Below are 17,537 nucleotides of genomic sequence, written 5' to 3' on the forward strand. Positions count from 1 at the left end.
CTCAACCTTCCCGCAGGGACGCCGCCTTCCGGCGCCGCCGGGAGGGCGGGTGTCAGCTGTCGGAAGCGTCCCGGGTCAGGTGGCTGAACGCGTCCAGGTTCCGGGTGGACTCGCCGCGCGCCACCCGCCAGGCGTACTCCTTGCGGATCGAGCTCGCGAAACCCAGCTCCAGAAGGGTGTTGAACGCCCCGTCGGCCGCTTCGAGGACCACGCCGAGCAGCCGGTCCAGCTCCTCGGGGGTGACCACGGACAGGGGCAGCTTGCCGACGAGGTAGACGTCGCCGAGCGAGTCGATGGCGTAACTCACCCCGAACAGGCGGAGGTTGCGCTCCAGCAGCCAGCGGTGCACCTCGGCGTCGTTCTCGTCCGGGTGCCGGACGACGAACGCGTTGAGGGAGAGGGAGTGCTTGCCGACGATCAGGGAACAGGTCGTCGACAGCTTGCGGGTGCCCGGCAGGGTCACGACGTAGTTGCCGCGTTCCGGGCTCTCCCATACGAGCCCGGCATCGTTCAGCGTCGCCTCGATGACCTGGGCCGCTGCTGTCTCGTCGGGTGCGTCAGCCATGCAGCGAGCGTACGACAGCCCGGGGCCGGCGGCAGGAGGGGCCTCGGCCGGGGTGCGCCGCCGGGCGGTCAGCCGTGGTGCGCCCGGGCTCGGCGGCGGTGGTCGCAGAGCGCGGCCGTGTACACGTCGGCGGTCGCCGACGCGGAGGCGTCCCAGCCGAAGGACTGGGCGTGTGCCGCGGCGGCCGCCCCCATGCGTTCGACCAGTTCCGGCGCGTCCGCGAACCGCCCGAGTGCGCGGGCGTACGCCTCCGGCTCGTGCCCGGGTATCAGAAAGCCGCTGACCTCGTCGCGCACCGCCACCGGGAGCCCGCCCACGGCCGCCGCGACCACCGGCGTGCCGGTCGCCTGGGCCTCGATCGCGACCAGGCCGAAGGACTCGCTGTACGACGGCATGACCAGCACCGACGCGGCCCGGAACCAGTCCGCCAGCAGGTCCTGGCCCACCGGCGGGCAGAACCGTACGACGTCGGCGATGCCGAGGCGCGCGGCCAGCTTCTGGAGCCCCTCGGGCTTGGCGAGACCGCTGCCGCTCGGGCCGCCGACCACCGGCACCACGATGCGCGAGCGCAGCGACGGGTCCCTCTCCAGCAGCACGGCCACCGCGCGCAGCAGTACGTCCGGTGCCTTCAGCGGCTGGATACGGCCCGCGAAGAGCGGAATCAGCGCGTCCTGGGGCAGCCCGAGCCGGGCGCGCGCGGCGGCGCGGCCGTCGGCAGGGCGGAAGCGGTCGAGGTTGACGCCGGGGTGGACGACGGCGACGGCGGCCGGGTCGGCGCCGTAGAAGCGGACGAGTTCGTCGGCCTCCTCGGCGGTGTTGGCGATCAGCCGGTCGGAGGCGTTCACGATCTGGGTCTCGCCGATGACCCGGGCGGGCGGCTCGGGGGTGTCGCCCTCGGCGAGCGCGGCGTTCTTGACCTTGGCCATGGTGTGCATGGCGTGCACGAGCGGGACGCCCCAGCGCTGGGCGGCGAGCCAGCCGACCTGGCCGGAGAGCCAGTAGTGGGAGTGCACGAGGTCGTAGTAGCCGGGGCGCTGACCGGCCCAGGCCTGCATCACCCCGTGGGTGAAGGCGCAGAGCTGGGCGGGCAGGTCCTCCTTGGCAAGACCTTCGTACGGTCCGGCGTCGACGTGCCGGACCAGGACGCCGGGGGCCAGCTCGACCGCGGGGGCCAGGGAGCCGGTGGTCGCCCGGGTGAAGATCTCGACCTCGATGTTGATCGCGGCGAGGCGCTTGGCCAGCTCGACGATGTAGACGTTCATCCCGCCCGCGTCACCGGTACCGGGCTGGTGGAGGGGGGAGGTGTGCACGGAGAGCATCGCGATGCGGCGCGGCTTGCGGGACGCCCCGGAGAAGCCTCCGGGGAACCTGAGGCGCGCGGCCGTGCGGGTGGAGCCGAGCCGGGAGACGTACTGGCTCACCTCGTCGGTCCTCCTCGATAGGGGCAAGCTGCGGGAGAGGGCGTGAGGTCCCTCCGAGGTCGAGAACAGGGGAACGCCGCCTTTCATTTCCGCTTTGCCAAATCATTACGCGGTCGGCGGCGCGTCACAGTGGTGCCCGCCCGGCCGGGCGGGGCCCACTGCGGCCGGGCGCTCCGCGCCGCGTCGCATACGCTCGACCCATGCGCCAGCGCCCCATCGGCACCGCCACCCGCGGGACCACCAACCCGAACCGGCTGCGCCGCATGGACCGCTGGATCGCCGACGCGCACGGCCCCGCCCTGCGCCGCGCGGGGACGCCCGTGGCCGTCGATCTCGGGTACGGGGCGGCCCCCTGGACCGCGGTCGAGCTGCTGGACCGCCTGCGCACCGCCGAGCCGCGCACCGTGGTGGCGGGGATCGAGATCGATCCGGACCGGGTCGCGGCGGCGAAGCCGTACGAGCGTGAGGGGCTCACCTTCGTGCACGGCGGCTTCGAGGTCCCGCTGGCGGTGCGGCCGCTGCTCATCCGGGCGGCGAACGTGCTGCGCCAGTACGACGAGGACCAGGTCGCCGAGGTCTGGGCGCGGTTGTGTTCCCGCCTCGATACCGACGGGCTCCTGGTGGAGGGGACCTGCGACGAGATCGGCCGCCGTCATGTCTGGGTGGCCCTGGGGCCCGAGGGGCCGCGCACGGTCACCTTCGCGACCCGGCTCGGTTCGCTGGAGCGCCCCTCCGACCTGGCGGAACGGCTGCCGAAGGCGCTGATCCACCGCAATGTGCCGGGCGAGCCGGTCCACGCGTTCCTGCGGGACTTCGACCGGGCGTGGGCGGCGGCCTCCCCGTACGCCTCGCTCGGCGCGCGGCAGCGTTGGATCGCGGCCGTGCGTGCGGTGGCGGCCGACTGGCCGGTGACGGACGGGGTACGGCGGTGGCGGCAGGGCGAGATCACCGTGGCGTGGGACGCCCTGCGGCCCGACAGCCGCTGAACGTTCCCCCTCACCGGCGGATCACGGACAGAGATCGTCCGTTCCGGGAACGCCGCGGGGGCATCGTTCGTCCCTGAGGGTGGGGATGAGGCAGCCCAGGGGGGGGTTCCTGGCGAACGTGTCCCGTGCGGGCGGTATGTGACGTGCCGGGTGCCGTCGGCCTCTGTTGCTTTGGAGGGCGACATGGCACGATCGCGACGTTGCCGAAAAGTTACTGACGGTAAGTCAGATATGCGCCCGGAGGGGGAGCTCGTGAACCGACGCCACTGCGCCACTGCCGCCATCACGCTGGTCTGTGCGCTGGCCCTGCTGACGTCCACGGGCCAGGCCTCGGCCGCCCCCGTTCCGGAGCCCTCGCCCTCGTCCTCCGCCCCGGCCGACCCGTCGCAGCGCTACTCCAACGCGGACCTGGAGAAGGTCCGTGAGCAGATCGAGACGCTGTACCGGAAGGCGGGCGCGGCGACCGACGCGTACAACCTCGCCGAGGAGCAGACGAAGAAGCAGTCCGGCGAGATCGTGAAGCTGGCCAAGGCGATCGTCGACGGCCAGGCGCGCATCGCAGCGCTGAAGGACCGGGCCGGCGCCCAGGCCCGCGAGCAGTACCGCAACGGCGGTCTGCCGCCCGGCGCGCAGCTGGCCCTGAGCAACGACCCGAAGCTCTTCCTGGACGGGATCAACAAGGTCCGCCAGAGCCAGCAGGCCTCCAAGTCGCTGCTGACCGAGCTGAACCAGACGCAGCAGGACCTGGAGACGTACACCCAGGACGCCAGCGCCAACTGGGAGAAGCTGGAAGCCAACCGGGTCAAGCAGGCCAAGGCCAAGAAGAAGATCAACGCCCAGATCAAGGCGGCGGAGAAGCTCGAGTCGCGTCTGGAGAAGGAGGAGCGCGACCGGCTGCGCCAGTTGGAGCGGGACGCGGCGAACAGGGCACAGACCGCCTGGCTCTCCTCCGGCGCGGTCAAGGACGTCAGCGGCGAGGCGAGCGAGGCCGGAGCGGCGGCGGTGGCCTTCGCGACGGCGCAGATCGGCAAGCCGTACGTCTGGGGGGCCGAGGGCCCCGGTTCGTACGACTGCTCCGGCCTGACGTCCCAGGCCTGGCTGGCGGCGAAGCGGCCGATCCCGCGCACCTCGCAGGAACAGTGGCGGCTGCTCCCCCGCATCGACATCCAGGACATGCGCCCCGGCGACCTGATCATCTACCACGCCGACGCCAGCCACGTCGGGATGTACGTCGGCGACGGCGCGATCGTCCACGCCCCGCGCCCCGGCCGCAACGTCACGCTGGCGGGCGCGGGTTCGATGAAGATCCTCGGCGTGGTCCGCCCGGACAAGTAGGCAACCGCCGGGACACGTAGGGAGCCACCGGGACAGGCAGGGGGCCCACCGAGGTGACCCGGGCCACGTGAGCGGGGCCACGCCGCCGTCGGTGGGCGCGTGATGTTCGTCATGGGCGCTTCCGCGCCCGTGCGGTCGCCCATCGCGCCGGATCCGTGTCGGGACGCGGCTTATGACGGCGCATATGACGGGGGCCGGTCCCCGTGTGCCATTCCGTTCCCCCACCGGGGACCGCTATCGTCCCCGACTGGCGGGTCGTCGATCGTCGACCCGCCGCGCCCTCGGGGGGAGGGAAGGAAACCTGAACCGATGCCCGTACCCGTACCGCGGCAGCGAGCCGTTCCCGCTGCGGAGGCCTCCCACGGCGACCTCACCCTGCTGGTGATCGAGGACGACCCGGCGGGCACCACCATCACCGTCCCCGAGCTCTCGGCAGCGGCCGGGACCCGGGTCCGTGTCCGTACCGCCCGCAACCTCACCGAGGCGGCGCGGCTGCTCACCGACGACGTGGACTGCATCCTGCTGGACCTGGCACTGCCGGTCGCGAGCTCCGACGGCGGCCCCGACGACGGCCCCGTCTCCGGCCGGGCCGCCGAGCTGGCCGCCCTCACCCACGTCCTGCGGATCGCCCCGCTGCACGCGGTCCTGGCGCTGACCGCCGAGGACGACACGGAGCTGGCGGCCGAGGCGGTTCGCGTCGGGGCGCAGGACTACCTCTTCCGGGGCGAGCTGGACGCCCGCGTGCTGAGTCGCGCCATCCGGTACGCCGTGGAGCGCAAGCGCGCCGACATGGCCCAGCACCAGCTGACCGAGTCCCGACTGCGCGCCCAGGAGAACGCCCGACTGGAACGCGGCCTGCTCCCCACCCCGCTGCTGGACGGCTCCGGCCTGAGCTTCGCCGCCCGCTACCGTCCCGGCCGCAGCCGTGCCCTGCTCGGCGGCGACTTCTACGACGTCGTCCGCACCCCGGACGGCACGGTGCACGCGATGATCGGCGACGTCTGCGGCCACGGCCCGGACGAGGCGGCGCTCGGCGTCGAGCTGCGGATCGCCTGGCGGGCGCTGACGCTGGCCGGGCTGTGCGGGGACGAACTGCTCTCCACGCTCCAGCAGGTGCTGGAACACGAACGGCAGAGCGAGGAGATCTTCGCGACGCTCTGCACCGTCGACATCGCGCCCGACGAGCGACGCGCCGGACTCTGCCTGGCCGGCCATCCCGCACCGCTGCTCGCCCGCCACGGCCGGCCGGCCCGGCTGCTCCCGTACGAGGACGGCGGCCCGGCGCTGGGGCTGCTGCCGCGCGCCCGGTGGCCGCGACGCCAGGTCGAGCTGGGCGGCGCCTGGAGCCTGATGATGTACACCGACGGGCTCATCGAGGGGCGCGTGGGGACCGGCGGCAGCGAGCGGCTCGGCCAGGACGGCATGGTCGCGATGGTCAACGGCCGGCTGGAGCAGGGCCTGGCGGGCGAGGAACTGCTGGAGGCGGCCGTCGCCGAGGTGCGGGAACTGAACGGCGGCGAGCTGACCGACGATGTGGCGGTCCTGCTGCTGGGCCGCGATCCGGAGCGGACACGACGAGGGGGCGGCAGCGCACCGCGCTCCCGCCCCGCTTCACCCGTCGTCGCGCGCCCCCTGGGCGCTCAGCGCCCGCCGTTGTAGGGGCCGTACGGGCCGTCGCTGCTGGAACCGCCCCTGCGGCCACCGCCGCCGCCCGAGACCTCCTTGAGGGCTGGGCGCACGTCGACCATGAACACGATCGACGCGACGACGCCCGCGAGCTGCAGGAACAGCATCGGGATGAGCAGGTTCACGGCGACGGCGATGCCGAGAATGATCAGCCAGAACGACTTCTTCTTCTTGTCGGCGGCACGGTAGGCGTCCTCACGGGCGGTCGCCGCGAAGACGAACGCGACCACGGCCAGCACCAGCATCGCCAGATAGAGCAGCTGGAGAATCGTGCCGAATCCTGAGAGCAACATGCTGTGTACCGCCTAGTGAGTGGATGAGCGCCCTGCGGCCGAGAGGGCCAAGGTACCGGGACAACGAACCGGCCCCCCGTAAAGGTGCCCGCCCCGTGTCCCGGTCACGCGTACCGCGCCGGGGTCCCGCTTCGGGGTCCCGCGTGGGGGCCCCGCTTCGGGCAGAAGACCCGTGAGGGTCACTTGCCGTCGGTCGGCGGGGTCTTCCGGGCAGCGGGCTTGCGCGGCGCGGGCGTCTTCTTGGCGGGCGCGGCCTTGGCCTCGGCGGGCTTGGCCGGGGCGGCCTTCACGGAGCCCCCGGCGGCCGGCGCGCTCTTGGCCTCGCCCTTGGGGGCGGCCTTGGGCGTGGCCTCGGAGGCGGCGGGCTTGGGCGTGGCCTTCGGCTCGGCCTCGACGACGGCGGCGATCTCGACGATCTCCTCCGCGGTCTCCCCGCGCCAGGTCCGTACGGTCTGCTCGCCGTGCTCGGCGACCTTCTCGTACGTCTCACGGGCCTTGATCGCGTACTCGGCGGCCACGCCCACACTGCGGAGCGCCAGGTCCTGAGCGCTCTCGCCGAGCTTCTTCAGGTCGGCGGCGTCGAACGAACCGAAGACCTCGGTGACCTTCGCCTGCACGCTGGCCTGGGCCTCCTTGGCCTGCGTGGTCACCTTCTCCTGCACGGCCTTGGGGTCGGTGTTGCGCACGGCGTCGATCCGCTCGGGCGCCTCGGCCCGCAGCTGCTCGATCAGCGCCGGAACCTTGCGCGCCTGCTGGACGGCCAGGTCGGCCGTGCCGGCGGCGAAGTAGAGGGGGGTGGGGTCGGTGAGGGTCTTGCGCAGGTCATCGGTGATGGCCATGACTGTGGTCCTCCCGGATCATCAGGTCCAGCTGCTAGCTGTGAGGGTCTTGGTCCTTGGTGGTGCCCGGACCGGCGTCGTCGCCGTTACGGGTCCCGGCATCGACGCCCGCGTCACCACCGGCGCCGGCGTCCGCGCTCGCACCGGCGTCCGCTGCCGCATCCGCGAGCGCTTCCGCGTTCACGTCCGCGTCGGGCCCGGGCGGGAATCCGTTCTCGCGGCGGAAGGAGTCGTAGATCTGGAGCAGAACGTTCTTCTGCCGCTCGTTGATCGACGGATCGGCCAGAATGACCGCCCGCGTCTCCAGCTCCTCCCGCTCCCGCTCGTCGAGGATCCCCGCACGGACGTACAGGGTCTCGGCCGAGATCCGCAGCGCCTTGGCGACCTGCTGGAGCACGTCCGCGCTGGGCTTGCGCAAGCCGCGCTCGATCTGGCTGAGATACGGGTTCGACACCCCGGTGGCATCGGCGAGCTGGCGCAGCGAGAGCTGCGCTGCACGGCGCTGCTCCCGCAGGTACTCACCGAGATTGCCGACGTTGAGTGATGCCATGACTCGATAGTGCAACACCCTTGCTAACTTTTGCAAGCACATGCTTGCAAAAGTGTCGCGCGCCACGGGTCGCCATCATCCATACGGCGCTGCGGTGACCGCACGATGTGCTCAGGGTTCGAGCAGGAGCGTGAGCGCGTGGGCGAACTCCGCCGGCTCGGCGCTCGCGCCGAGGTGGTTGCCCGGCATGTCCATCAGGGGCAGCCCCAGGAGTCCGGCGAGCGCCTGGGTCGCCCGGCGCGCCATCTGGTGATGACTCTGCGAGCCGGCGCACAGCGTCACCGGAACGCGACGGACGGCCTGGACGTCGGGGACGTAGAAGACCGTGGGGCCGGCCATCCGGCCCAGGAAGTAGCGGTTCTTGTCGAGTTCCTCGACCGGCAGGCCGGGCAGCGCCACGGAGGCGGGAGGCGTCTGATCGGGTCCTGTGCGGTGGGCGGCGCCGCTGAGGTCGAAGAACTCCTGCACGGCCCGCTGGGGATCAGCCTCCGCCACGCTGAACGCCGCAGCGGCCCGGGCGGCCAGGTCGGCGTCGTCCAGGAGGGACACCAGGGGCGGCTCGTGCAGGACCGCCCGGCCGACGAGGCCGGGATGCCGCTTGGCCAGCTCCAGCAGGGTCACGGCACCACCGCTGGTGCCGACGTACAGGGCGGGCCCTCCGGTGAACCTGTCGACCAGCGCGGCAAGGTCCTCGGCCAGGACCTCCGGCGTGGGCTCGGCCATCCCCGGGACCGCGCGGCTGGCGCCGATGCCTCGTGGATCGTGGGTGACGACGGTGAACCGGCCGGTCAGCTCGTGCGCCAGCGCCGCGAACCCGGCCCGGCCGGCCGGCGCGCCGACGAGGAAGAGCAGGGGCCCCTCGCCCCGGACATCGAAGGCGATCGTGCAGTCCGGCCGGTCGAGGAGGTGCGCCGGGCCTGTGATCCGATCGCTGAAGTCCGCGATCTTCCGGGTGATCACGTCGAGCGCACGGTCCAGCTCCTCGCGCCTGTCGTGGATGCGACGGCGATGAGCTGTCAGCAGCTCCACCCGGAGCCCGGCCGGATCGGCCGCCTCGTGGTCGGCACCGGTGAACTGCGCGATGTCGGCCAGCGGCATACCCGTCCCACGGAGATGGACCAGCATGCGGATCAGCTCGACGTCGGCCGTCGTGTAGCGGCGACGCCCCGCGCCGTCGCGCCGGGGAGACGGCACAACTCCCTGACGCTCGAAGTATCGCAGTGTGTCCGGCTCCAGGCCGATCGACGTCGAGACCTCCGCGATACCGAACAGCTCATCTGTCTCACTCATGCCGGAAGCCTCGCCCCTGAACCCCGGTCCAGGTCAAGCGGGGCGGAAGTCCGCGCCCCGCTCCCGGTCCCGCTCCCGGCCCTTGTTCCGAAGATCGTTCTGTTGGAGGCTGAAGCATGCAGAATCCACCGACCTTCGTCCTCGTCCACGGAGCCTTCGCGAACTCGTTCTCCTTCGCGCCGCTCCAGGCCGAACTCGCCCTGCTCGGGCACCGATCGGCCGCCGTCGACCTTCCGGGGCACGGTTTCGGGGCCACGTACCCCGCCGCCTACCAGACGCCCCAGGACCTCGATGCGCTCGCCGCCGAACCGGGAGCCATCAAGGGCGTCACCCTCGCGGACAACGTGGCCCATGTGATCGAGGTCCTCGAACGGGCCAAGCGGAACGGGCCCACCATCCTCGTCGCCCACAGCCGGGGCGGCGCCACGGTCACCGCCGTCGCCAACGCCCGGCCGGACCTCATCGACCGGCTCGTCTACGTCTCCGCCTGGTGCCCCGTCGATCTGGACGTGAACGACTACTACGCCGAGCCGGAGATGGCCGACGTCGACGCGGGAGCCCTGGCCCTCGCCCTCGTCGGGAACCCGGCCGAACTCGGGCTGCTGCGGGTCAACTTCCGTACGGCCGACCCGGCGGCGCTCGCCGGGTTCCGGCAGGCTTTCGCCGCCGACCTCACCGACGACGAGTTCCGGACCTTCCTCAACACCTTCCAGCCCGACGAGAACCTCGACGTCGGCACGTCGGCCGACCGGGCGCAGGCCGCGACCTGGGGCCGGGTCCCCCGGACCTATGTGCGCCTGGCCGCCGACACCAGCCTTCCGCCCGCCGTGCAGGACCGCATGATCCGCGAGGCCGACGCGCTCACCCCCGACAACCCCTTCGACGTCCGGACCCTCGAGGGAAGCCATCTGCGCTGGCTCGTCCGCCCGAAGCCGGCCGCCGAGCTGCTCGCCGGACTCGCCGCGCTCTGACGCGCCCTCCGGGGCGGCCGACCGGCGTCGGAGGAGGCGTCCCGCCGCCTCTGACGCCGACGGCGTGGGCCCGGAGCCGGCCGCCCCGTCACGCCCCGGGCAAAGGGCCGCCGTGGCCTCCGCCGCGCTGCGCGGGCCCCGCCGGACGGGCCCCGATGGAGGGAGGCGGTGATCACCCAACACGGCCTACTGGTAAGCCCGTTGGGCCCGAGCGTAGGCCCGTGGGCCCCTGACAGGGCGGCCGGACGACCCTAGCGTCTATGCGGGTAGAACCTCGTACCCCCGCTCGTGACCCGCGCCCCGCCGACCACCCGCTGCTTCCGCCTGCTTCCGCCTGCTTCCGCCTGCTTCCGCCTGCTTCCGCCTGCTTCCGCCTGCTTCGAGGGAGACATGATGTGCCGATCCTGCGCAACCACTACCGCACCGGCCGAAACCCCGGTGGACGCGAAGAGTCCGGCCCACGGGCTGTCACGTCGAGGGCTGCTGGCCGGGCTCGGTCTGGGCGCGCTCGCCGTGAACCTGAGCCTGTCGACCGGAGCGTCCACGGCGGAAGCGGCGGAAGCGGCGGAAGCGGTTGAAGCGGCGGCGACGGCGGCCGCGAAGAACGGGGCGTGGGCCAATCCCGCCCTGGGGCGGTTCCCGGCCGGCGGCCACTACGGAGCGCCCAGGGGCGGCGCGTCCCACGCCGGGCAGGACATCAGCAACTCCACGGGCACCGCCGTCCACGCGGCGGCCGCGGGCACGGTCGTCCGCCGCTCGTGGGGCGGAGGCCTGCCGGGCCGGACCGGTAACGCCCTGGTGATCGCCCACGGCGGCAACCAGTACACGTACTACGGGCACCTCAGCGCCTACCGGGTCGCCCTCAACGCCAGGGTCACCGCCGGACAGCGGATCGCCGACATGGGGGCGACCGGCAATGTGACAGGGCCGCACCTCCACTTCGAGACGCACTCGGGGAGCCTCGGTACCACGGTGAACCCGGTCCGCTTCCTGGCCGCCCGGGGCGTGGACCTGGCCGGCGGCTGGTCGAGGATCGACCCGGGCGCGAGCGGCGCCACGGTCGTCGTGATCCAGCACCTGATGACCCGGCGCGGCCACGCGCTGGTCGCCGACGGACGGTACGGCTCCGTGTCGGTCGCCGCCGTCAAGCGGTTCCAGAGCTCCAAGGGACTGGTGGCCGACGGCCAGGTCGGCCCGGCCACCTGGCCCGCGCTCGTGTACACGCTGCGGCAGGGCGCCGGCGGGGACCACGTCCGGGCCCTGCAGACCGCGCTGAACAAACGCGGCGCCCGGCTGGCGGTCGACGGCGCCTTCGGTTCCGTCACCACCACCGCCGTCCGTGCCTACCAGAGCGCCAACCGGCTGGTGGCCGACGGCGAGGCGGGCCCGGTGACCTGGCGGGCGCTGACCGGCTGACCCACCGCCGCCTGGGGGCACGCCGTGACCTGTACTGTCCCGCAAACCGCTCGGAAGGGCGGTGCCGTGGTCGGCCAGGAACGGTCCGGCGGCCGCTCGTGGCCGACCACGTCCTCGCAACGTCGAAGACCACGCAGGAGACCAGCCATGAGCACGCGACACGCCCCGGCCCGGGACCGCACCCCGATCGCCTCCACCGCGCCCCCGCCCGCCGCCGCACCGGCCCCCGACGGCCCGGCCCCCGTCGGCCGCGCCTTCGACGCCGTGCTCTGCGATCTCGACAACGTCATCCGCTTCTACGACACCGCCCCTCTCGCCGCCCTGGAGCGGGCCGCCGGACTGCCGGAAGGCACCACGGCCGACATCGCCTACGCGCCCGGGATCGACCTCCCGCTGCTGCTCGGCCGGATCACCCCGGACGCCTGGGTGGAGTCCATCGCCGCCGGGCTCACGGAGCGGGTGGGCGCGGAGCGGGCCCACGAGCTGGGCCGGGCGCTCGCGGACGCGCCGTTCCACGCCGACGAGGAGGTGGTGTCGCTGCTGCGCCGGGCCAGGGCCCACGTCCCGCTGGTCCTCGTCACCAACGCGACCCTTCAACTGGACGCGGACCTGGAACTGTTGGGCCTGTCCGACCTGGCCGACGCGGTCGTGAGCAGCGCGCTGGAGCAGGTGGCCAAGCCCGACCCGGCCATCTACCGCATCGCGGCCGAGCGGGCGGGCGTACCGATGGAGCGGTGCCTGTTCGTGGACGACCGCCAGGAGAACATCGACGCGGCCGCCGCCCTCGGCATGGCCACCGCCCTCTACCGCGAACCGGCCGACCTCCGGCGGGCGTTGGGGCCCTGCGCGGAGGAGGCGGTGGAGGCCCAGCGGTGGGGGCAGCGGTCGAGGCAGCGGTGAAGGCGCAGCGCGCCGGGCGGAAGCCGTGAGCCCTATGGACCGTGAACCGGAGGTGGACGGGGACCCGGAAGAGGGCGGCGAACCGGAAGAGGGCCGGGACCCGGAAGTGCTCTCCGGCGGGCTGGCCAACGCCGGAGCCGTCGTGCGCCACGGCGATACCGTCGAACGTCCCGCCCCACCGCACGCCGCCCTCCTGCACGCCCACCTCCGGGCCCTCCGGGAGCAGGGGCTCGACGGTGTGCCCGTCCCTCTGGGAGTCTCCGTCTCCGGGCAGCGCGAGCGACTCTCGTACGTTCCCGGCGAGGTCGCCGTCAGTCCCTACCCGGACCGGGTCTGGGCGGACCACGCCCTGCGCTCCGTGGGGGCGCTGCTCCGGCGCATGCACGACGCGGCGGCGGGCGTACCGTTCGACCGCACGGCCGGATGGCCCGCCGACCTGGCCGATCCGGAGGGGGCGACAGCTCCCGGCGCGGTGATCTGCCACAACGACGCGTGCCTGGAGAACGTGGTGTTCCGGGGCGGTCGCGCCGCCGCCCTCATCGACTTCGACCTGGCCGCGCCCGGCCGCCCGGTGTGGGACGTGGCCATGGCGGCGCGTTACTGGGTGCCGATGCGGGGCCGCGCAGGTCTCGACCCGGCGCTCCGGCTGCGCGTCCTGGCCGACGGCTACGGACTGGGGCGCGCGGACCGGGCCGTTCTGCCCCGGGTGATCGAGCAGGCCACCGCGGCGTGCCGGGTGTTCGTCGAGCGGCGGGTGGCGCGGGGGGACGCGGCGTACACGGCGGCGTACGAGCGGAGCGGGCGCGCGGCGTGGGACCGGCACCAGAGCTGGCTGGCGGACCACCGTCCCGCACTCACCGCCGCCCTGCTCGCCGACTGAGCCGGCCCCCGCCTCCTCGCTCCTCGCCCCTCAGGCGCGCGGCTGCGACGGGGGTTCCAAGCCCGTCCGCAGCTGGACGAACGCCTCCTCGGCCGCCTGCACCGCCCCCGCGTAGACCCGGTCCGCGCTCTCCCCCGCGTCGATCCGCCGCCAGTTCTCCAGGGCCAGGATGCGCTGGACGGCGATGATCTGCCCGGCCGCCAGGCGGTCGGGAACCCGGCCGCCGAGGGCGCGCGCGAGGGCCGCCTCGGAGCGGCCCTGGTAGGCGTGCAGACGGGCGACCAAGGACGGCGTTCCGTACAACAGGCGCAGGAACGCCAGCACGTGGGGTGCGTCGCAGAGGCCGGTCACCGGGTCGCGGCGGTCGAGGCCGTCGAGGAAGTGGCGACGCAGGGCGTCCAGCGGGGTCTCGTCGGGGGCGCGGTCCGTGACCACCCGGGCCGCCTCGTCCTCGTGGTCGGCGAACCGGTGCAGGACCAGGTCCTCCTTGGCGGGGAAGTACCGGAACAGCGTCGGCTTGGAGATGTCCGCCGCGGCCGCCACCTCCGCCACCGACACCTTGTCGAATCCCCGCTCCAGGAACATCGTGATCGCCGCGTCGGAGACCGCCTGGTAGGTCAGCCGCTTCTTGCGCTCCCGCAGCCCGACCGGCGGCGACCCGTCGCCGGCAGCGGAATCGGAACGGTCGCCGTTCCCGGGGTTCTCTCCGTTCATGACCATGAAGCGTACGCGCCCGGCCTCAAGCGGAATTGGCGCCCTCGGCCGGGGCCGGAGGCCGGGACCGGGGCGGTCGCGGGGACGCGTAGCGCAGAGCCGGACCGCGCCAGCCGAGCCGCAGAAGCCGGACCGCGACAGCCGGGCCGCTCAGAACACGTCCGGGCACCAGGGCCGCCGGCCCGTGCGGAACACCGCGTCCGCCGTCGTCGCCGCACCCGGCCTCAGCTCGTCCGCCCGGCCCAGGTCCACCAGCCGCCGCACCGACTCGTCGCCCAGATACAGCGTGGCCAGCTCCGCCGCGTCCAGGGCGAGGTCGGCGCTCCGCGTGGTCGGGGTGCAGCGGGCGCCGGAGTCCGAGGCGTCCAGCAGGAAGCGGCCCCCGGCCAGGCCCGCCGGGTCCCGGACGTCCAGGACGAGCGAGGCCTCGACCGCGTACGTCCGGGCCTCCAGCGCGCGCGGTACGTCCAGCATCCGCAGCCACAGCCAGTCCGCGTGGGTGACCATGCGGGCCGCACGCGGGTCGGGGAGCAGCAGCGGGAGCAGGTCGTCGGGGGCGCGGTGGCCCGAGCGGACCGTGGTGATCCAGTCGACCGAGCAGAGGTAGTGCCACAGGGCCCGCTCCGCCGCCGGGTTCAGCGCGATCATGTCCCGTACGGAAGCGGTGTTCAGGGGCTGCTTGGAGTCGCCCCACTTGTCGTCCACGCCGTACACCAGCAGGCCGTCGACCTCGCCGTTCGCGGCGCGGTGCACCACGTAGAACGGTTCGGTCCACGTCTCGTGCTCCGCCCGGGGTGCGACGCCCGTACGCGTCCGCCACCAGCGCTCGCCGCGGCCGACGACGCCGGGGTGCCGGGCCGCCAGCGCCGCGTGCACCTCGGGGCCGGTCTTGCGGACGTCGGCGCCGTCCACCAGCTCGATCCGGCCACCGTCCGCCGGCTGCCCGGAGCGGCGCGGGTCGAGCCCGGCGCGGGCCACCGAGATCTCCCACTCGGCGGTCCAGGAGGCGGGGCCGAAGCCGTACCGTCCGTAGATCGGGTACTCCGCGGCGATCAGCGAGGCGACGACCTCGCCGCGCTCCTTGGCCGCCGCCAGGTCCGTGGCCATCATCCGGCTCAGCAGTCCGCGGCGGCGGTGCGTGGGCGACACCGTCACCCCGGTGACCGCGTCCGCCGTCACGGTGGCCCCGCCGACCACGGTGAGCTGCTGGGCGAACGAGCGGAACGTCGCCACGCACCGCCCGGCGTCGAAGACGCCCTGCATACGCGAGAGGTCCGCATCGCCGAACCGGTCCGCGACCAGTTCCTCGCCCGGCTTCTCGGCGGCGGGGGTCAGGAAGCCGACGCCCACCGCCTTCATCCAGTCGGCGATCTCGGAGCGGGTGACGGGGCGGACATCGAGGCTCATTCCTCCACGCTAAGCAGGCACGGTTCAGAATGTCGCGCGAATTTCCCCGACCTCGGCCGCCCCGCCGAGCAGCGGCGAACGTCCGATCCTGGCGACCACCGGGGCATCGACGCCCAGCAGCTCCAGGGCGCGGGCGAGCACCGGGCCGAGCGCCCGGACCGCCCCGTCGTCGATCTTGAAGGCGAGGGCCCGCCCGTCGGCGAGGGCGACCGCCTGGACGGCCTCGGCGCCCATCTTGGAGAGCGTCCCCGGCACCTCCCGCATCAGCCAGGTGTCGGGGCGCCGGGTGCCCGCCACGTACTCCGGGTGGGCGCGCATCGCGTCGGCGACCCGGCGCTCGGCGCTCCCGGGCTCCGCGAGCACGAAGGAGCGGAAGGCGCGGGCCAGGCCGGTCAGCCCGATCGCCATCAGCGGGGCCCCGCAGCCGTCCGTGCCGACCGCCGCGACGGGCTCGCCCGCGGCCTCGGCGACGACCTGGCCGACGAGCCGCTGGAGCGGGTGGGCGGGGTCGAGGTAGGTGGCGGTGTCCCAGCCGTTGCGGACGCAGACGGCGAGCATGGCGGCGTGCTTGCCGGAGCAGTTCATCGTGATCCGCTCGCGTACGTTCCCGGCCGCGAGGTACGTCTCCGCCTCCACCGGGTCCAGCGGCAGGTCGGGCGGGGTCTGGAGGTCGGCGGTGCTCAGTCCGTGCTCGGCGAGCATCTTCCGCGCGAGGTCGAGGTGGAAGGGCTCCCCGGAGTGGCTCGCGGCGGCCAGCGCCAGCCGTTCGCCCGACAGGTCGAGACCCGCCCGCAGGATCGCCGCGGCCTGCATCGGCTTGTTCGAGGACCGGGGGAAGACCGGCGCCGCCGGATCGCCGATCGCCCGCTCCACGCTGCCGTCGGCGGCCAGCAGGACCAGCGACCCCCGGTGGTGGCCCTCGGTGAACCCCGAGCGCACGACCTCGGCCAGGACGGGCGGGGCGGGTGCCGGGACGGAGGGTATGGCGGTCGGGGCGTCGGTCGACGTCATGGGTGGCCTTCCGGGGACGGGGTGCGGGACCCGCGCCCGGAAGGGTCGCTTCAGGCGAGCAGGTCGTCCACTTGTGCTTCCCCGTCACGGTACCTGCGGGCGATCTCCGCGCCGCAATCGTCGGCCGTGCGCTGGAGCTCGTGACGACGCCGGGAGACCTGCTGTTCGTAGCGGACGAGCCGGCCCATCGCCGTGTGCAGCTCCTCGTCCGTCCGGGCGTCCAGGTCGGACAGCCCGACCTCGGCGAGGTTCTCGGCGGCGAGCTGCCGGAACTCGTCGCCGCGCGGCGTCGTCAGCGTGACGTGCCGGGCGGAGGAGCGGTGCCGGGACGGGGTGTCGGCCAGGATCTCCGAGAGCCGGTCGACCACCGGGGCGTCCTCCACCGGCGCCTCCGGGTCCCGGCGGCGGGCCAGTTCGGCCCGGAGGATGTCGATCCGGCCCTGCACGAGCCGGCGTACGTAACTGAGATCGGCCTCGTCGCGCTGGGCCTCCCGGCGCAGCGTCCGCAGCTCCGGCAGCCGCAGCCCCCCGAACCCCGCGTCGCCGCCGGCCTGCTCCGGCACGGTGGCGGTGGCGGGCGTGGCGGGTGGCACCACGGGAGCATGTCCCGGCAGACTGCGCTGTACGGGTGACCTCAGGGTGCTGGTACGGGCCCCCGGAACGGCACCGGGAGATTGTCCGGCTCCATATGTACTCATGCTGTTTTGTCCCCTCGACCGGTGCGTCGGCACACCGACATCGTGCATCGTGCCACCCCTGCCCACGCCCCCGCTGACGTCTTGTACCCGTTCAGCCCAAGATAGGTTGGTCTGTATGCGTGCAGTGGTACAGAGAGTGGATGGCGCGAGCGTCTCCGTCGCCGGCGCGACGGACGACCCGTCGGTGCCGGGCACCGTCGGGGAGATCATCGGCGAGGGCCTGTGTGTGCTGGTCGGGGTCACCCATGACGACACCCCCGAGAAGGCGGCGCAGCTGGCCCGCAAGCTCTGGTCGGTGCGCATCCTGGAGGGCGAGAAGTCCTGTTCCGATGTGAATGCGCCCCTCCTGGTGATTTCTCAGTTCACTCTCTACGGGGACGCCCGCAAGGGTCGCCGGCCCACCTGGAACGCCGCCGCGCCGGGCGAGGTCGCCGAGCCGTTGGTGGACGAGGTGGTGGCGCGGCTGCGGGCGCTGGGGGCGCAGGTGGAGACGGGCCGGTTCGGAGCGGACATGCGCGTCTCGCTCACGAACCACGGCCCGTTCACGGTGATCATCGAGGTGTAGCCGTACGCCG

General features: G+C 73.4%; 18 protein-coding genes. 8 read left to right on the top strand and 10 right to left on the bottom strand.

Features of this window, described 5'->3' with window-relative positions; genetic code table 11:
- Positions 1–52 precede the first annotated feature (52 nt).
- On the bottom strand, positions 53–565 hold the full coding sequence (locus tag CCZ36_RS15160; protein WP_069742396.1) for a YbjN domain-containing protein: 513 nt from the start codon (positions 563–565) through the stop codon (positions 53–55).
- A gap of 68 nt (positions 566–633) precedes the next feature.
- Positions 634–1,986 (bottom strand): D-inositol-3-phosphate glycosyltransferase, encoded by a 1,353-nt coding sequence (gene mshA, locus CCZ36_RS15165; protein ID WP_128817867.1) that lies wholly within the window; start codon positions 1,984–1,986, stop codon positions 634–636.
- A gap of 200 nt (positions 1,987–2,186) precedes the next feature.
- Between mshA and CCZ36_RS15170 the strand changes: the two genes are divergently transcribed.
- The 3 genes from CCZ36_RS15170 (at position 2,187) to CCZ36_RS15180 (ending at position 5,966) form a co-directional block, all read left to right on the top strand.
- The gene (locus CCZ36_RS15170) at positions 2,187–2,972 is read left to right on the top strand and encodes a methylase (RefSeq protein ID WP_069738108.1); all 786 of its coding nucleotides are present in this window, start codon (positions 2,187–2,189) and stop codon (positions 2,970–2,972) included.
- Positions 2,973–3,224: 252 nt separating this feature from the next.
- Entirely contained in the window at positions 3,225–4,307 is a 1,083-nt protein-coding gene (locus CCZ36_RS15175) for a C40 family peptidase (protein ID WP_069738144.1), read from the top strand.
- Between the two features lie 309 nt (positions 4,308–4,616).
- On the top strand, positions 4,617–5,966 hold the full coding sequence (locus tag CCZ36_RS15180) for a PP2C family protein-serine/threonine phosphatase (protein WP_069738107.1): 1,350 nt from the start codon (positions 4,617–4,619) through the stop codon (positions 5,964–5,966).
- On the opposite strand, the gene CCZ36_RS15185 is transcribed toward CCZ36_RS15180, so the two are convergent.
- The 4 genes from CCZ36_RS15185 to CCZ36_RS15200 form a co-directional block, all read right to left on the bottom strand.
- Positions 5,948–6,286, bottom strand: a complete 339-nt coding sequence (locus CCZ36_RS15185; RefSeq protein WP_030078320.1) for a DUF2516 family protein — start codon at positions 6,284–6,286, stop codon at positions 5,948–5,950. The two genes, CCZ36_RS15180 and CCZ36_RS15185, sit on opposite strands and share 19 nt — an antisense overlap.
- Before the next feature lie 179 nt (positions 6,287–6,465).
- Positions 6,466–7,125 (bottom strand): hypothetical protein, encoded by a 660-nt coding sequence (locus CCZ36_RS15190; protein ID WP_128817868.1) that lies wholly within the window; start codon positions 7,123–7,125, stop codon positions 6,466–6,468.
- 34 nt (positions 7,126–7,159) lie between these two features.
- Entirely contained in the window at positions 7,160–7,675 is a 516-nt protein-coding gene (locus CCZ36_RS15195; protein WP_069738105.1) for a helix-turn-helix domain-containing protein, read from the bottom strand.
- A gap of 111 nt (positions 7,676–7,786) precedes the next feature.
- Positions 7,787–8,965, bottom strand: a complete 1,179-nt coding sequence (locus CCZ36_RS15200; RefSeq protein ID WP_128817869.1) for an alpha/beta fold hydrolase — start codon at positions 8,963–8,965, stop codon at positions 7,787–7,789.
- A gap of 116 nt (positions 8,966–9,081) precedes the next feature.
- Here CCZ36_RS15200 and CCZ36_RS15205 point away from each other — a divergent pair, with 116 nt between their 5' ends.
- From CCZ36_RS15205 to CCZ36_RS15220, 4 genes are all read left to right on the top strand, one after another.
- On the top strand, positions 9,082–9,936 hold the full coding sequence (locus CCZ36_RS15205) for an alpha/beta hydrolase (RefSeq protein ID WP_069738103.1): 855 nt from the start codon (positions 9,082–9,084) through the stop codon (positions 9,934–9,936).
- 393 nt (positions 9,937–10,329) lie between these two features.
- On the top strand, positions 10,330–11,352 hold the full coding sequence (locus CCZ36_RS15210; protein WP_128819513.1) for a peptidoglycan-binding protein: 1,023 nt from the start codon (positions 10,330–10,332) through the stop codon (positions 11,350–11,352).
- A gap of 147 nt (positions 11,353–11,499) precedes the next feature.
- A complete protein-coding gene (locus CCZ36_RS15215; RefSeq protein ID WP_128817870.1) occupies positions 11,500–12,252 on the top strand; it encodes an HAD family hydrolase in 753 nt (250 codons plus the stop codon).
- Positions 12,253–12,286: 34 nt separating this feature from the next.
- Positions 12,287–13,132 (top strand): phosphotransferase, encoded by an 846-nt coding sequence (locus CCZ36_RS15220; protein ID WP_128817871.1) that lies wholly within the window; start codon positions 12,287–12,289, stop codon positions 13,130–13,132.
- Positions 13,133–13,162: 30 nt separating this feature from the next.
- Here CCZ36_RS15220 and CCZ36_RS15225 read toward each other — a convergent pair whose 3' ends face one another.
- The 4 genes from CCZ36_RS15225 to CCZ36_RS15240 form a co-directional block, all read right to left on the bottom strand.
- The gene (locus CCZ36_RS15225) at positions 13,163–13,852 is read right to left on the bottom strand and encodes a TetR/AcrR family transcriptional regulator (RefSeq protein WP_206515732.1); all 690 of its coding nucleotides are present in this window, start codon (positions 13,850–13,852) and stop codon (positions 13,163–13,165) included.
- A gap of 144 nt (positions 13,853–13,996) precedes the next feature.
- Positions 13,997–15,253: a GNAT family N-acetyltransferase gene (locus CCZ36_RS15230; RefSeq protein ID WP_069738101.1), complete on the bottom strand. Its 1,257-nt coding sequence runs from the start codon at positions 15,251–15,253 to the stop codon at positions 13,997–13,999.
- A gap of 24 nt (positions 15,254–15,277) precedes the next feature.
- Positions 15,278–16,264: an asparaginase gene (locus CCZ36_RS15235; protein ID WP_069738100.1), complete on the bottom strand. Its 987-nt coding sequence runs from the start codon at positions 16,262–16,264 to the stop codon at positions 15,278–15,280.
- Positions 16,265–16,314: 50 nt separating this feature from the next.
- Positions 16,315–16,962, bottom strand: a complete 648-nt coding sequence (locus CCZ36_RS15240) for an RsiG family protein (RefSeq protein ID WP_234428124.1) — start codon at positions 16,960–16,962, stop codon at positions 16,315–16,317.
- Positions 16,963–17,077: 115 nt separating this feature from the next.
- Between CCZ36_RS15240 and dtd the strand changes: the two genes are divergently transcribed.
- On the top strand, positions 17,078–17,527 hold the full coding sequence (gene dtd, locus CCZ36_RS15245; RefSeq protein ID WP_069738099.1) for a D-aminoacyl-tRNA deacylase: 450 nt from the start codon (positions 17,078–17,080) through the stop codon (positions 17,525–17,527).
- Positions 17,528–17,537: the final 10 nt, after the last annotated feature.

Origin of the sequence: Streptomyces sp. S063, assembly GCF_002832675.1 — a bacterium.
Classification (GTDB): Bacteria; Actinomycetota; Actinomycetes; order Streptomycetales; family Streptomycetaceae; genus Streptomyces; species Streptomyces sindenensis.

Excerpts from the sequence above, each read along its gene's own strand:
- CCZ36_RS15160 (WP_069742396.1), bottom strand. The coding sequence starts at position 565 with ATGGCTGACGCACCCGACGAGACAGCAGCGGCCCAGGTCATCGAGGCG.
- CCZ36_RS15170 (WP_069738108.1), top strand. The coding sequence starts at position 2,187 with ATGCGCCAGCGCCCCATCGGCACCGCCACCCGCGGGACCACCAACCCG.
- CCZ36_RS15180 (WP_069738107.1), top strand. The coding sequence starts at position 4,617 with ATGCCCGTACCCGTACCGCGGCAGCGAGCCGTTCCCGCTGCGGAGGCC.
- CCZ36_RS15185 (WP_030078320.1), bottom strand. The coding sequence starts at position 6,286 with ATGTTGCTCTCAGGATTCGGCACGATTCTCCAGCTGCTCTATCTGGCG.
- CCZ36_RS15190 (WP_128817868.1), bottom strand. The coding sequence starts at position 7,125 with ATGGCCATCACCGATGACCTGCGCAAGACCCTCACCGACCCCACCCCC.
- CCZ36_RS15195 (WP_069738105.1), bottom strand. The coding sequence starts at position 7,675 with ATGGCATCACTCAACGTCGGCAATCTCGGTGAGTACCTGCGGGAGCAG.
- CCZ36_RS15200 (WP_128817869.1), bottom strand. The coding sequence starts at position 8,965 with ATGAGTGAGACAGATGAGCTGTTCGGTATCGCGGAGGTCTCGACGTCG.
- CCZ36_RS15205 (WP_069738103.1), top strand. The coding sequence starts at position 9,082 with ATGCAGAATCCACCGACCTTCGTCCTCGTCCACGGAGCCTTCGCGAAC.
- CCZ36_RS15210 (WP_128819513.1), top strand. The coding sequence starts at position 10,330 with ATGTGCCGATCCTGCGCAACCACTACCGCACCGGCCGAAACCCCGGTG.
- CCZ36_RS15215 (WP_128817870.1), top strand. The coding sequence starts at position 11,500 with ATGAGCACGCGACACGCCCCGGCCCGGGACCGCACCCCGATCGCCTCC.
- CCZ36_RS15220 (WP_128817871.1), top strand. The coding sequence starts at position 12,287 with ATGGACCGTGAACCGGAGGTGGACGGGGACCCGGAAGAGGGCGGCGAA.
- CCZ36_RS15225 (WP_206515732.1), bottom strand. The coding sequence starts at position 13,852 with ATGGTCATGAACGGAGAGAACCCCGGGAACGGCGACCGTTCCGATTCC.
- CCZ36_RS15230 (WP_069738101.1), bottom strand. The coding sequence starts at position 15,253 with ATGAGCCTCGATGTCCGCCCCGTCACCCGCTCCGAGATCGCCGACTGG.
- CCZ36_RS15235 (WP_069738100.1), bottom strand. The coding sequence starts at position 16,264 with ATGACGTCGACCGACGCCCCGACCGCCATACCCTCCGTCCCGGCACCC.
- CCZ36_RS15240 (WP_234428124.1), bottom strand. The coding sequence starts at position 16,962 with ATGAGTACATATGGAGCCGGACAATCTCCCGGTGCCGTTCCGGGGGCC.
- dtd (WP_069738099.1), top strand. The coding sequence starts at position 17,078 with ATGCGTGCAGTGGTACAGAGAGTGGATGGCGCGAGCGTCTCCGTCGCC.